Source organism: Metalysinibacillus jejuensis, assembly GCF_003057615.1.
Taxonomy (GTDB): domain Bacteria; phylum Bacillota; class Bacilli; order Bacillales_A; family Planococcaceae; genus Metalysinibacillus; species Metalysinibacillus jejuensis.
The window spans coordinates 1-14,674 of the sequence record NZ_QAFW01000020.1 but is presented as its reverse complement, the minus strand read 5'-3'; the positions used below and the strand labels follow the sequence as shown (position 1 = coordinate 14,674).

The 14,674-nt window shown below is 40.7% G+C and carries 15 protein-coding genes; 14 read left to right on the top strand and 1 reads right to left on the bottom strand.

Annotated features, from left to right (window positions below; translation table 11 throughout):
* Positions 1-9 precede the first annotated feature (9 nt).
* The 6 genes from DDE80_RS08055 to DDE80_RS08030 all read left to right on the top strand — a co-directional run bounded on the left by DDE80_RS08055 (position 10) and on the right by DDE80_RS08030 (position 7,932).
* Entirely contained in the window at positions 10-1,329 is a 1,320-nt protein-coding gene (locus DDE80_RS08055) for a dihydrolipoamide acetyltransferase family protein (RefSeq protein ID WP_108307156.1), read from the top strand.
* Positions 1,330-1,449: 120 nt separating this feature from the next.
* Positions 1,450-3,138, top strand: a complete 1,689-nt coding sequence (locus tag DDE80_RS08050) for a methylmalonyl-CoA mutase family protein (protein ID WP_108307155.1) — start codon at positions 1,450-1,452, stop codon at positions 3,136-3,138.
* Positions 3,138-5,288, top strand: a complete 2,151-nt coding sequence (scpA, locus tag DDE80_RS08045) for a methylmalonyl-CoA mutase (protein WP_108307154.1) — start codon at positions 3,138-3,140, stop codon at positions 5,286-5,288. The genes DDE80_RS08050 and scpA overlap by 1 nt, the downstream gene beginning before the upstream one ends.
* Positions 5,288-6,364 carry a methylmalonyl Co-A mutase-associated GTPase MeaB gene (gene meaB / locus DDE80_RS08040; RefSeq protein WP_108307153.1) on the top strand — a complete coding sequence of 359 codons (1,077 nt, stop codon included), beginning with the start codon at positions 5,288-5,290 and terminating at the stop codon, positions 6,362-6,364. Before scpA ends, meaB begins: the two co-directional genes overlap by 1 nt.
* A 76-nt stretch (positions 6,365-6,440) precedes the next feature.
* Positions 6,441-6,881: a BrxA/BrxB family bacilliredoxin gene (locus DDE80_RS08035; RefSeq protein ID WP_108307152.1), complete on the top strand. Its 441-nt coding sequence runs from the start codon at positions 6,441-6,443 to the stop codon at positions 6,879-6,881.
* Positions 6,882-6,966: 85 nt separating this feature from the next.
* Positions 6,967-7,932 carry an aromatic acid exporter family protein gene (locus DDE80_RS08030; RefSeq protein WP_108307151.1) on the top strand — a complete coding sequence of 322 codons (966 nt, stop codon included), beginning with the start codon at positions 6,967-6,969 and terminating at the stop codon, positions 7,930-7,932.
* Positions 7,933-7,957: 25 nt separating this feature from the next.
* Here the strand turns inward: DDE80_RS08030 and prli42 are convergent, their stop codons facing one another.
* Positions 7,958-8,053, bottom strand: a complete 96-nt coding sequence (gene prli42, locus DDE80_RS15590) for a stressosome-associated protein Prli42 (protein ID WP_152553311.1) — start codon at positions 8,051-8,053, stop codon at positions 7,958-7,960.
* A gap of 124 nt (positions 8,054-8,177) precedes the next feature.
* Between prli42 and mce the strand changes: the two genes are divergently transcribed.
* The 8 genes from mce to DDE80_RS07990 all read left to right on the top strand — a co-directional run.
* Entirely contained in the window at positions 8,178-8,591 is a 414-nt protein-coding gene (gene mce / locus DDE80_RS08025) for a methylmalonyl-CoA epimerase (protein ID WP_108307150.1), read from the top strand.
* 2 nt (positions 8,592-8,593) lie between these two features.
* Positions 8,594-10,141, top strand: a complete 1,548-nt coding sequence (locus DDE80_RS08020; protein WP_108307149.1) for an acyl-CoA carboxylase subunit beta — start codon at positions 8,594-8,596, stop codon at positions 10,139-10,141.
* Between the two features lie 459 nt (positions 10,142-10,600).
* Positions 10,601-12,706, top strand: coding sequence for a type IA DNA topoisomerase (locus DDE80_RS08015; protein ID WP_108307148.1), 2,106 nt, complete (start codon positions 10,601-10,603; stop codon positions 12,704-12,706).
* A gap of 11 nt (positions 12,707-12,717) precedes the next feature.
* Entirely contained in the window at positions 12,718-13,164 is a 447-nt protein-coding gene (locus tag DDE80_RS08010; RefSeq protein WP_108307147.1) for a GNAT family N-acetyltransferase, read from the top strand.
* 90 nt (positions 13,165-13,254) lie between these two features.
* A complete protein-coding gene (locus DDE80_RS08005) occupies positions 13,255-13,383 on the top strand; it encodes a YvrJ family protein (RefSeq protein ID WP_108307146.1) in 129 nt (42 codons plus the stop codon).
* A 108-nt stretch (positions 13,384-13,491) separates the two neighbouring features.
* Positions 13,492-14,109, top strand: a complete 618-nt coding sequence (locus tag DDE80_RS08000) for an SCO family protein (RefSeq protein ID WP_108307145.1) — start codon at positions 13,492-13,494, stop codon at positions 14,107-14,109.
* A 94-nt stretch (positions 14,110-14,203) separates the two neighbouring features.
* Entirely contained in the window at positions 14,204-14,401 is a 198-nt protein-coding gene (locus tag DDE80_RS07995; protein WP_108307144.1) for a hypothetical protein, read from the top strand.
* A gap of 107 nt (positions 14,402-14,508) precedes the next feature.
* The coding region (locus DDE80_RS07990) for a transposase (RefSeq protein ID WP_201261513.1) at positions 14,509-14,674 on the top strand (166 nt) is incomplete at its 3' end.

The following is a 14,674-nucleotide window of genomic DNA, read 5'->3' as shown; positions in this document are numbered from 1 at the left end:
GGACATACTATGACGCAAAATATCGTGATGCCACAGTTAGGCGAAAGTGTTACAGAAGGTACGATTGACCGCTGGTTAGTAAAGCCTGGTGATACGGTGAAAAAATATGATTCTTTGGCAGAAGTGACAACGGATAAAGTAACGGCCGAAATACCTTCCTCTTTTGACGGGGTGATTGGTGAAATTTTAACCCAAGAAGGCGAAACGGTGCCTGTAGGGGCTGTAGTTTGTACTATTGCTGTAGAAGGTGCAGCATTGCCAGAAGCGCCGAAAGAAAAAACATCAAACTTATCATCAGCTATTATGAATGCTGGTGTGCAAAAAAAAGTCCCAGCTCAAGAGACGCCAATGAAAGTAGAGAAAATAGGTGGGCAAGACATGAAGGCGCGTTATTCACCTGCTGTTATGCGTTTAGCCAATGCGCATGCTATAGATTTAACGACAGTAAGTGGCTCGGGAGCGCAAGGGCGTATTACAAGAAAAGACATACAAGCAATTATTGATAATGGAGGCGCTGCAACGCAACTCGCGACTCCGGATAAAGAGCGTATACCGACAGCACCTGCATCGACACAGCCTGTAGCGGAAACGGCGCCAACTGTTGTAGCACAATCTACAACTGAAGATGGGGACATTGTGATTCCTGTTTCGAAAGTGCGGGCAGCAATTGCTAAAAATATGCAACGCAGTGTAACCGAAATTCCACATGCATGGATGATGATGGAAGTAGACGTCACAGGTTTAGTCGCCTACCGCGATAGTTTAAAAGATGACTTTAAGGCACGTGAAGGCTTTTCACTGACGTACTTTGCGTTCTTCGTAAAAGCAGTAGCGCAAGCATTAAAAGAGTTTCCTGAAATCAACTCGACGTGGTCAGGGGACAACATTATTCAAAAGAAAGCAATCAACCTCTCTATCGCAGTAGCGACAGATGATGCGCTATTTGTTCCTGTCATTAAAAATGCAGATGATAAGTCGATTAAAGGGATTGCAAAAGAGATTTTTACGTTGGCAGAAAAAACAAAGCAAGGCAAGCTAACGATGGCAGATATGTCAGGCGGTACATTTACAGTAAATAATACCGGTTCTTTTGGTTCGGTCCAATCGATGGGTATTATTAATCATCCACAAGCGGCTATTTTGCAAATTGAAAATATTGTTAAAAAACCTGTCATTTTACCAGGTGGGATGATAGCTGCACGCGATATCGTAAATTTATGTTTATCTTTAGATCACCGTATTTTAGATGGTCTCGTATGTGGTAAATTCTTAAGTCGTGTTAAAGAAATTCTCGAAAATACGAATAAGTCGACGATGTCAGTCTACTGAAAAAGCGCTAGGAAGCCTGTTATATAACGGCTTCCTATTTTTTTGGGCTTTTCGCTTTTCACTTTGTACGGTAGAATAGTTGTAGAATACTACTAAGGGGGGAAGCTATTTAGCGTCCACATGTCAAAAAACATGAAAGAAATTCAATTCGACACTGTCTCTTACGACAGTTGGAAAGAACACGCGATTAAAGCTCTCAAAGGGAAGCCATTCGAAAGTTTGTTTACAAAAACCATAGAGGGTATTACGTTAGAGCCGCTTTATACGCAAGAAAAGCTTTTTGAAAAATTAGGTGAGCAATTAGATAAACAAGTATCAACGATTCGTTCCCTACGTGAAGATACGACGTTTAACGTTGCACAACAAGTGTATGCAGCAAGCAGTGAGGAGTTTTTACACGACTTAAAAGATAGTTTAGCTAGGGGTAATGAGGTTGTAACGATTGATAGCCGCGTTGCTTTTGATTGGGATGACGCAACGTTACAACAAGTAGCGAAATATTTTACTGAATATTCATTCAAGCTAATTGTGCAAGGTCAAAACGATGCATTACTGCGCGTGCTTGACTTTGTTGAAAATAAAGAAGTGAAAGGGTTAATCGTTAGTGAAACACCGGTTGAAGTAGACTTTATTAATGTACGTACGGTTTGTGCTAACACGATTCCTTTCCATAATGAAGGCGCAAACGCTGTACAAGAATTAGCGCTAGCACTTGCTTTAGCAGCGCAATATGCAGATGAAGCCCAAGACTTTAAAACATTTGCTAGTAAATTTTTCGTAACATTCGCAGTTGATACACAATTCTTCACAGAGATTGCGAAATTGCGTGCATTTAAAGTGTTATGGAAAGCCTTTACATCAGCATACGGTGTAGAAGAAGCAATTGCAGTACCGACAGTAGCGGAAACTTCAGTGCGTAGCTACTCAAAATTAGATGTCTATGTTAACTTACTGCGTGCAGGTAATGAAGCATTGTCAGCAGCGATTGGTGGCGCTGATTACTTTACTGTTCACCCGCATGACGTGTTAACTGCACCTACAAATCAATCTGTACGTATTGCACGTAACGCGTCACTTATTTTAAAAGAAGAAACACATGTGCTACGCGTTACAGATCCAGCAGGTGGCTCGTACTTTATTGAGTCATTAACCGCTGATTTTGTCAAAGAAGCATGGGCGTTGTTCTTAACGATTCAAGAAAAAGGCGGTTTTAGAGCATTTGAAGCATCAGGCGAACTTACAGCAATGCTAGAAGAAACATACCAAGCACGTATTAAAGCGATTGAAACACGTAAATCTTCATTGATTGGTACTAATATTTATGCCAATCCAGCAGATGACTTAGCACAAGAAACAAACCCTGTTTTTGCGAATGTAAAACGTGTTGCTTTGCCGTTTGAAACATTGCGTGCTGAATATGTAGCGGCACAACCAAAAGTAGCGATTTTAACATATGGTGCATTAAAAGACTTTAAACCACGTGCTGATTTTGTATCAGGTTTTGTCAATACGGTAGGGATTACAGCATCTCAGAGCGGTGCATTGCAATCGGTTGAAGAAGCAAAAGCATGGTTAACATCAACGGATGCAACGTACGTCGTTATTGCAGCAACGAATGAAGATACAGAAATGCTTGTGCCCGCATTAGTAGGAGCAAAACCTGCTCACATGCAGTTGGATGTAGCAGGTAAATTTGCACAGTTACCAGAGTGGCAACAACAAGGCTTAGATGGTGCGATTTTTGCAGGTCAAAATATCGTCGAAAAATTACGTGAAGTTTTACAAGGCATGAAGGAGGTTCAACAGTAATGAAACCTAATTTTGATGCAATTAACATTGAAGAAGTTTTAACGGCAACACAACCAGCCGCATCAGAAGAAACATTTTTAACAAACGAAGGTATTGATGTTAAAGATGTTTATACAAAAGAAGATGTTGTAGGTGTTAAACATTTACAAGACGTATCAGGTGTAGCGCCAAATACACGCGGACCATACCCGACGATGTATGTAGCGCGTCCTTGGACAGTTCGCCAATACGCAGGTTTCTCTACAGCTGAAGAGTCGAACGCCTTTTATAAGCGTAACCTTGCGATGGGGCAAAAAGGTTTATCAGTAGCCTTTGACCTTGCAACACACCGTGGCTATGACTCAGATCACCCTCGTGTAACAGGTGACGTAGGTAAAGCCGGCGTTGCGATTGACTCAATTGAAGATATGAAAATTTTATTTGATTCTATCCCACTTGATCAAATGTCAGTATCGATGACAATGAACGGTGCGGTACTACCTATCCTAGCTTTCTACATTGTAGCGGCAGAGGAACAAGGTGTAGGGCCAGAAAAACTTGCGGGTACGATTCAAAATGATATTTTAAAAGAATACATGGTGCGTAACACATATATTTACCCACCAGCGATGTCGATGCAAATTATTGCTGATATTTTTGAGTATACAAGTAAATTTATGCCGAAATTTAACTCGATTTCGATTTCGGGTTACCATATCCAAGAAGCGGGTGCAACAAATGATATCGAGCTAGCTTACACGTTAGCAGACGGCTTAGAGTACGTGCGTACGGGCTTAAAAGCAGGTATTGATATTGACTCATTTGCACCGCGTCTATCGTTCTTCTGGGCAATCGGTATGAACTACTATATGGAAGTTGCAAAAATGCGTGCAGCACGTCGTATTTGGGCACAAATGATGTCAACATTTAACCCTAAAAATACAAAAACGCTAGCATTACGTACACACTCACAAACATCGGGTTGGTCATTAACTGAGCAAGACCCGTTCAATAACGTAGCGCGTACATTATTCGAAGCAAACGCTTCTTCAATGGGACATACGCAATCACTGCATACGAACGCACTTGATGAGGCAATCGCTTTACCGACGGATTTCTCAGCACGTATTGCACGTAATACGCAGTTATTCCTACAAGAAGAAACAGGCATGACAAAAGTAATCGACCCATGGGGCGGTTCATACTACGTAGAAAAATTAACAGATGAGATTGCCAAGTCGGCATGGGCATTAATTGAAGAAATTGAAGAGCTAGGTGGCATGGCTAAAGCAATTGACACAGGCCTTCCGAAAATGAAAGTCGAGGAAGCTGCTGCAAAACGCCAAGCTAAAATTGACTCTAAAACTGAAACAATCGTTGGTGTTAACAAATACCGCTTAGATGTGGAAGAACCAATTGATATTTTAGATATTGATAATACGCTTGTACGCCAAAAGCAAATTGAACGCCTTGATAAAATGAAGGCTGAACGCGATGAACAAGAAGTACAAAAACATTTAGCACGTTTAACAGAAGCGGCGAAAACGGGCAGTGAAAACTTATTGGCTGTTGCGGTAGATGCTGCGCGCGCGCGTGCTTCACTAGGAGAGATCTCAGACGCTGTGGAAGAAGTATCAGGTCGTCATAAAGCTGTAATTCGTTCGATTTCTGGAATTTATTCATCTAACTTCTCTGATGAGGAGCAACTGCAAGAAATTAAGCAGATGACTGCTGAGTTTGAAGAAAATGAAGGTCGTCGCCCACGTATTTTAGTAGCAAAAATGGGGCAAGATGGACATGACCGCGGCGCTAAAGTAATTTCAACGGCTTATGCGGACATGGGCTTTGATGTTGATATTTCACCATTATTTATGACGCCAGCTGAGACAGCACAAATGGCGGTAGAAAATGACGTTCACGTTGTTGGTGTATCTTCATTAGCAGCAGGACATAAAACACTCGTGCCTGAGTTATACAGCGAACTAGATAAACTAGGTCGCAGTGATATTGTTATCGTTTGTGGTGGGGTTATTCCTGCGCAAGATTATGATTTCTTATACGCTAACGGAGCCTCAGCGATTTTTGGTCCTGGTACAGTGATTCCTGTATCAGCACAAAAAACACTGGAAGAAGTGTATCGTCGCCTAGGTTACGAGGAAGTGTCGAAATAATGAAGCAAGATGAAAGTGCATTATATGTAATGGATGGCGTAGGGATTAACCACGACGGTATGCAGGCGAGTGCACCAAAGAAGTTTCGTAAAAAAAAGCAAGCAGATTTAGATATTACAGGCATTGCCGAGCGTGTACGCGCCGGCTCTCGCCTTGATTTAGCAAAAGCAATTACGCTCATTGAAAGCTCTAATGCTACGCATAAAGTGCAAGCTCAGGCATTGCTACAAGAGTTATTGCCACATACTGGTAATAGTATTCGTATTGGTATTACCGGTGTGCCAGGGGCAGGTAAAAGTTCGTTTATTGAAGCCTTTGGTACGATGCTTGCTGAAGCGGGTAAACGCGTTGCAGTATTAGCGATTGACCCAAGTTCATCACTTTCGGGTGGTAGTATTTTAGGTGATAAAACGCGAATGGAAGAGCTCGTTAAACAGCCTAACGCCTTTGTGCGTCCTTCACCATCAGCAGGAACATTAGGTGGCGTGCATAAAAAGACGCGAGAAACGATGTTGCTATGTGAAGCGGCTGGCTATGAGATTATTTTAATTGAGACAGTCGGTGTTGGACAAAGTGAGACATACGTGCGCGGCATGGTAGACTTTTTCTTGTTACTCGTGTTAACGGGAGCAGGAGATGAACTACAAGGTATGAAGAAGGGGATTATGGAGCTAGCAGACGGTATTATTGTGCATAAGGCAGATGGCGACAACGTTCGCTTAGCTAAACGTACAGTAGCAGAATACAAGCAAATTTTGCACTTCTTACAGCCTTCTACACCCGGATGGATTACAACAGCTGTACCTGTAAGCTCCTATGAAAAGCGTGGGCTTGATACGGTATGGACGATGATTAATGACTTTAAACGTACAGTAGAAGAAAATAATGTTTGGTCTACGCGTCGTCAAGTGCAAACAAAAGATTGGTTCCACTCAATGATTACGGATCATTTAATTGATACGTTTTACGGTGATGCCGATAAAAAACAACAAGTTCAAGGACTTGAGCAACAAATTTTGCAAGGTAAATTAACGGTAACGCAAGGTGTCGAAGCATTATTTCAATCACGTAAATAAAATCGAAAGCATTCAGTAATGCATAATGCTCAAGTTACTGCTATGATTAAGTGGTACTTGAAAGGAGCTAATTTACATGAACATGGATTACGATTTATTTATGCAGGAAATTACAAAAACAGCACGTGCTGAAATGGAAGCAGCGGGCTATGAGCAACTGACAACACCAGAGGACGTTGAGGCAGCATTTGCTCGCAAAGGTACAACGCTCGTAATGGTTAACTCAGTGTGCGGCTGTGCAGGCAGTATCGCACGCCCAGCAGCAGCGCAGGCTGTTCATTATGATAAACGCCCTGACCATTTAGTAACCGTATTTGCAGGTCAAGATAAAGAAGCGACAGCAGCAGCGCGCTACCATTTTGGTGAAGATCATTTACCATCGTCACCGTCATTCGTTTTATTAAAAGACGGGGAAGTTGTAGCAGAAGTAGGTCGCTATGAAATTGAAGGTCATGCGGTAGTGTCTGTTATTACGAATTTACAAGGTAATTTCGAAGAGTACTGCGAAGAGATTTAATAAGGAAGGGGCAATTTGCCCTTTTCTTACTTAAAATTTTTGCAATATTGCACATATTGGCTTATTTTTTCGAGGAGGCGCACGATTGAAACGCTTTTCCATCGGTTACCGTACATTGAAAACTGCAGTCGGCACAGCCATTGCAATTGCTTTAGCAAATTATTTAGCATTAGATTATTACGTATCCGCAGGCATTTTAACGATATTATGCATTCAACAAACCCGAAAAAAATCATTACACGCCGTGTATACACGTGTGGTAGCAAGTTTTGTTGGCATGCTTTATGGCTATTTATTTTTTGAAGGAATAGGCTATCATCCTGCCGTACTCGGTGCGATGCTTTTAGTTTTCATTCCGACCATTGTTTCGTTAAAAGTATCGGCAGGTTTCGTATCAAGTGCTGTTATCATATTGCATCTTTTTGATGCTAAACATTTTACGTTAGCCTTGTTGCAAAATGAATTGTCGCTCATGGCAGTAGGATTTGGCACAGGTTTAGTCGTAAATATGTATATGGGTGATATTACGCGTACGCTCGAGAAATACCGTATTCGTATTGAACAATTATATACAGAAATTTTTACAGAAGTAGCGAGTTATTTAAGGCAAGGTGAGTCGCTTTGGGACGGGCACCAATTGCTAGAGGCAGAGCAATTATTAAACGAAGCGAAGTCTTTAGCTTTTAAAGATGTTGAAAATCACTTAACACGTCATGCTAATAGTTATTATCACTATTTTGATATGAGGGAAGAGCAACTTGAAATTATTGACCGAATATTACCTAAAGTGACAACGCTCCCTGTTGTAGTACAAGAAGCGACATTGGTTGCTAACTTTTTAGATGAGCTAGCAAAAAATGTGCACTCAGGTAATACGGCTAGTTTGTTTCGTGAGCATTTAGAAGCGGTACGCAAAGATTTTTCATTAATGCCAATGCCCAACAATCACGAACAATTTCTAGCGCAAGCCTCGCTCTATCAATTTATCGAAGAGATGGATAAATATTTAGTGATTAAGCAGAGTTTTAAAGGATTAGACATAAAAAAATAGCGCCTACCGAGGTAGACGCTACGTCTTATAACATCATTGCAAGGCCCATACCAATAGTAGATACTAGCATAATAATGACCATAGAATAGACAACGATTTTTTGGAATTTTTTATTGCTCATGCTCGCTCGCTCCTTCTTTTCATAATTACAGTTTAAACAAAAGGTGAAAATTTCTCAAGTGGTAGAATTTTTCGAAAAAAATGGGTAGTATAGAGATGTACCATAACAGAAGGAGATGTGACGGATGGAGAAAGTTGACCACATCGGGATTGCAGTACGAAACTTAGATGAACGTATTTCGTACTATACTGATACATTAGGATTAAAACTTTTAAAAGTAGAGGAAGTAGAATCACAAAAAGTACGTGTTGCTTTTATTGACGCGGGAAATGTGAAGATTGAATTGTTAGAGCCAATGGCTGAAACAAGTGCCATTCACGGCTTTATCGAAAAACGTGGTGAGGGGATCCATCACATCGCATTTGGTGTTACAGGTATTCGTGAACGTATGCAAGAGCTGCGTGACAAAGGCGTACGCTTATTGTCAGAACAACCTGGCCCAGGCGCAGGTGGCGCAGAAGTAGCATTTTTACATCCTAAGAGCTCTTACGGTGTACTTTATGAATTATGTGACAAAAGTGGAAAAGGGGATAAGTAATCATGGATATGTTTGATAAAATTCACGAATTGTATGACCGCAAAACAGAAATCGAGCTTGGAGGCGGTTATGACCGTATTCAACGCCAACATGATAAAGGTAAGTTAACAGCGCGCGAACGTATTAATTTATTAGTAGACGAAGGTACATTTTTTGAAATCAACCCATTCATTACACACCGCACGGTTGATTTTGGTATGGAAAAAATGGAGGGACCTGGTGATGGTGTTGTAACAGGTTACGGTAAAATTAAAGGACGTCCTGTTTACTTATTCTCACAAGACTTTACTGTTTTTGGCGGAGCATTAGGTGAAATGCATGCGAAAAAAATCGCAACAGTTATGGATTTAGCTGCGAAAAACGGCACGCCATTTATCGGTATTAATGACTCAGGTGGTGCGCGTATTCAAGAAGGCGTATTATCACTGGATGGTTATGGTCATATTTTCTACCGTAACTCGATTTATTCAGGTGTAATTCCACAAATCTCAGTAATTATGGGACCATGTGCGGGTGGTGCGGTTTACTCACCAGCAATTACAGACTTTATTTTAATGGTTGATAAAACATCACAAATGTTTATTACAGGACCGAAAGTAATCGAAACGGTAACAGGTGAAAAAATCTCAGCTGAAGACCTTGGTGGTTCGAAAGTTAATAATGCAGTAAGTGGTAACGCTCATTTCCGCGCGCCTAGCGAGGAAGCGGCGATTCAACAAATTCACCAATTACTTAGCTATTTACCGCAAAACAATAAAGAGAAAACACCGATGCAAAAAGCGCCTAAAGGCGACGATTACCGTGCAGAAATCATTGATTCACTGCCGATTGATCCAACACGTCCGTATGATGTGCGTAAAGTACTTGAGCATGTTGTTGACCCTGAGTCATTTATGGAAGTACACGCTGAATTTGCGAAAAACGTTGTTGTAGGTTTTGCTCGTATCGCAGGTGAGTCAGTTGGTTTAGTATGTAACCAACCAAAAGTACTTGCAGGTGGTCTTGATATTGACTCGTCTGACAAAGCAGCACGTTTCATTCGTACATGTGATGCTTACAATATTCCGATTATTACATTTGAAGACGTATCTGGCTTCTTCCCAGGTGTTAAACAAGAGCATGGTGGTATTATCCGTCACGGTGCTAAAATCCTTTACGCTTACTCAGAAGCAACTGTACCAAAAATCACTGTAATTTTACGTAAAGCTTACGGTGGTGCTTATGTAGCGCTTAACTCAAAAGCGATTGGCGCTGACCTTGTATTCTCTTGGCCAAATGCGGAAATCGCAGTAATGGGTGCAGCAGGTGCAGCTAACATTATTTTCGCACGCGAGATTGCTAACTCTGACGACCCAGAAGCAACACGTGCAGCTCGTATCGAAGAATATAAAGAGAAGTTCGCTAACCCATACGTAGCAGCTTCACGCGGTATGGTTGATGACGTTATCGACCCACGCGAAACACGTATTAAATTAATTCAATCACTAGAAATGTTACGCAATAAACATGAAGACCGTCCAGAAAAGAAACACGGTAACATTCCACTATAAGTAAAAGAACAGAGCGTGCTGACATTAGTCAGTGCGCTTTTTTATTATACATGATGAAAAAATCACAAAATAACTATGCAGAGTAGTTGAGCACTTTACGAAAATAGCGCAGACGATACGTGATAACATGCGCTTTACAGTTACTAAAAGTAAGAATGCTTCCTAAAAGCCTGCTTAAGCAAGTTGTTCGTTATAAGCAGTTTGGCGTGTAACCTTTAACATTTTTTATTGCCTTAACCATTTCTGTTAAGAAATTTTGTGAAAAGAATACCGCTTAAACTTATTTCTCACACGTAAATATACTATGATAAAGTATGGCGATTTCGCTACCTCTTTTTGTTTAGCTCTGGCAAAATAGAAGCGGATTAACACAACCTAGCAAATCTATTAGTTAATGCTTACTTCATTCGTTTGTTAAGTGAGTATCGTATAAAGTCTATAATAAGGGAGGCTGACGTAATGGGATATGTAGTAATTGTAGCGGAGAAGCCGTCGCAGGCGAGAGCTTATGCGGATGCGTTTACCGTCAAGAAAAAGGAAAAAAATTATATTGAATTAGCAAAGAGTAAAATGTTTCCGCAAGGCGCATTTATTACGTGGGCAGTTGGCCATTTAGTAGAACTCGTTGAGCCAAAGGCTTACGATAAAAAGTGGGATCGCTGGTCGTTAAAAAATTTGCCGATTTTACCTGAACGCTTTGAGCATAAGGTGAGTTATAAAACGCGTGAACAGTTTCAAACAATTAAGCGTTTAGTAGAGCGCGCGGATGTAGATGTGCTCATTAATGCTTGTGATGCTGAGCGTGAGGGTTCTAACATCTTTCACTCTATTATTCAACTCACACAGGCAAAACATAAGCCTGTGAAGCGGTTATGGCTGTCGTCATTAGAAGTAGATGAGGTGCGCAAAGCGTTTCATCACTTACAAGATGATATGCGTGATAAGCGCATGTACCACGAGGCGAAGACGCGCCAAATTAGTGATTGGCTTGTAGGAATGAATGGGAGCCGCCTGTATACATTACTATTACAGGAGCGCGGCTTTGGTAGTTATTTACCGATTGGTCGGGTGCAATCGCCAACGGTGTATTTAATTTATGCACGTGAGCAAGCAATTCGAAATTTTGTTGTTGAAACATTTTACGAATTAGAAGCTTTGTTTACAGCTAAGCACGGGGAATATAAAGGTAAAGCAAAAATTAAGACGACAAAGCGTGAGGAAGTACTAGCACTCATTAAGCAGCACGGTTTAACAAATCCTGATGAAGGCATAGTAACAAAAGTGACCAACGTTATAAAAAAAGTGGCACCACCTAAGTTACATGCCTTGTCTACGTTGCAAACAGCAGCTAATCGTCGCTTTAACTATAGCCCGTCCAAAACGCTTCAGTTAGCACAGAGCCTTTATGATAAAAAGTATATTTCGTACCCACGTACAGACTCTCAAGTGATTACACCTAGTGAGTATGATTATCTCGTAGCTCATTTTGCGGATTATAGCGCAGTACTCGGGATTACGGCCTCACCTGAAAATCGCCGTAGTCATAAGCGATTTGTGCAAGCTAATGCGGGAGAGCATTACGCTATCATTCCGACTAAAAAAATGCCTAAACTTGCAGGTATGAATAAGGATGAGCGCAATATTTATGAGGAAATCATACGCTCTGTAGTAGCGATGTTTTTACCTTATTACGAATACGAAGAAACGACGTTAATGACAGCTATTAAAAATGTGCCATTTAAAACGGTTGGTAAAACGGAAAAAGTAGTAGGCTGGCATGAGGTGTACCCGACTAAGACCAAGGACGTGTTACTGCCACAAGTCACAGAAGGTGAACAGGTAGCGGCAGTACCTGCGATTACAGAGGGACAAACGACCCCGCCCAAGCCTTATACAGAAGGCGATTTAATTACGATGATGAAAACAGCAGGGAAGCAAATCGAGGACGAAGAAGAGGCGGAGTTACTTAAACAAGTAGAAGGTATCGGTACAGAGGCGACGCGTGCTGGCATTATCGAAACGATTAAACGGCATGAATATGTGCGTGTGCAAAAAAATATCGTCACATTAACACCGAAGGGCCAGTTGTTATGCCAAGCGATAGAAGGGACATTGCTTGCTAGTCCATCCATGACAGCAAAGTGGGAAAAATACTTGCACAAAATTGGTGAGGGTGAAGGTTCGCCGCAAGTGTTTTTACAAACGATTGGCAAGTTTATTGAGCAAATGCTAATAGATGTACCACCCCATATTGCAAAGCTTGAGTTTGATGCGACGCAGTTTCCTAAAAAGAAAAGTGCCTATGAACCAATTGCGCGTTGCCCTAAATGTCAGCAAGGGCAAATTCAGTTTAAGCAAAAATTTTATGGTTGTACGCGCTATAAGGAAGGCTGTGACCAAACGTTCCCGCTGTATATTGCGAGCAAAAAACTAACAGAAACGATGGTTAAAGCACTGTGTGAAAAAGGCAAGACCGCAAAACTTAAAGGCTTTACAGCTAAAAACAAAAAGAAGTTTGATGCCGTACTCGTCTTACAGGATGGTAAAATAACATTTGAATTTTAAGGGGGAGTTGTATGCAAATTATAGAGACAAAAAACGCGACGCTTATTTATGAAGTAATGCAACAAGCGTTTGCAGAGTATGCTTTAGATGAAGTACCCTCGAGTGCCTTAAAGGAAAGCGTCACATCTATTCAAGTTGCACAAGCGCAAGGAGAATGCGCGCTTGCAGCCTTACTAGGTGATCAGGCTGTAGGTATCGTGCGTTTTACAGAAGGAAAGACCATTACTTTTTTTCGGTTATCTGTATTACCCGATTACCGTAGACAAGGTATAGCGAAAGCACTTATTCAAGCGTTAATCGCGAAAGGTAAACCATTACAGTGCAATGTTCGTCAAAAGGAAACCCGTAATATAGCGCTTTACACGTCACTTGGCTTTGTTAGTACAACAACCCACGTCGTTAATCATGGGCATGGTGAGATTAGCGTTGTAACGATGACTAGACCAAGGAGTAGCTAGCCTAATTTGTTAGGGATATTGAAAAGTATAAACGTTATGTCTCTTTTTCTCTGCTCCCTTCGTATTGATAAGTAGAAGGGAGGGAATCGTATGGAAGAGTGGGTGAATATGCTTTCTGATATTGGTTTTCCGATTGCTGTGTCGTTTTATTTACTACACCGTGTAGAAACGAAGTTAGAAGCCATTCATCAAGCATTAGTGAACGCTTTGAAAGTGTGAAGTTGCGCTTCACACAAACGTAGGAAAAGTGTCACGCAAACGTGCTTGCTTGCGCTTACATTGTTCGCTAAGATAGAAGATAGGTATACGATGTAGGAGGCAAGATGAATGAAGAAAAAGGTAGGGCTCGTAATCGCGCTAATGCTTACGCTCGTTCTGAGTGCTTGTAGTAATTATAAGTTTAAAGAAGATATGAATGTAGAATTAGCTGATTTTAATCATATGAGTCATCGCGGCGAAAAAGTATCACTCGATGATTTAAAGGGCAAGCCGTGGCTCGGTATGTATATTTTTACAAATTGTAATACGGTATGCTTTCCTATGACTGAAAATATGAAGGAAGTACAAGAGCGCTTAATTCAAAAAGGAATAGAAGACTATAATATTGTAGCATTCTCAGTCGATCCTGCTAATGATACAGAAGAGGCTTTAACGAATTACTTAGCAAGATATGAAGTACCTGATGATAGTAAGTGGCATTTATTAACAGGTTACGATCAAAAGTATATCGAGCAATATGCGTTTAAATCAACGAAACAATTAGTACGCGATGACCCTAACTCTGATCAAGTAACACATTCTGTAACATTTTTTTTAGTAGATGAAACAGGAAAGATGGTCAAAAATTACAGCGGCTATTCTGAAGAGGTAGACGGTGTACCGATTGACTTAATTGTAGAAGATATGGGTATGCTCATCGATGAACGTATCAAAAATAAAAATTAATCATACGTGAGGGATTATCCGGAGTGTTTCGGATAATCCCTTTTCAACTTTTTTCAGTAGTTAACCGTCTGTTACATGAAATGGAGTTGATAACATGAAGAAAATACTTATAGCGCTGCTCGCTGTATTCGTAGTAGGGTGCGCACCTACAGCCCCGACTTATAGTAATCTTGTCGATCCAGAAAGCCAAGATTATGTGGCACATCTTATGACAGAGGCAGGGATTTCTGCTACTAGCATTAAGCAGTTTTTAACGTCTTTCCGAAAGAAGTCTCCCATCCTCAAGGAATGAGAAGGTGCGAATAGCACCAATGAGTAGGTGGGAGATGAATTTCGGTTGGCTTTAGCCAAAGCTTATAATATAATCAGTCTTATATGTAACAAAGGATTGATATCACAATGAAATTAGATAGTAATAATCATTCAGTATTCTTAATACATTATCATCTTGTACTGGTTGTGAAATATCGGATACAAGTTTTTGACAATGAATTATCTGATTTTGCAAAAGAAATGTTCATTAAGATTGGAAGTAAATACAACATTTCTTTAGTGGAATGGAATC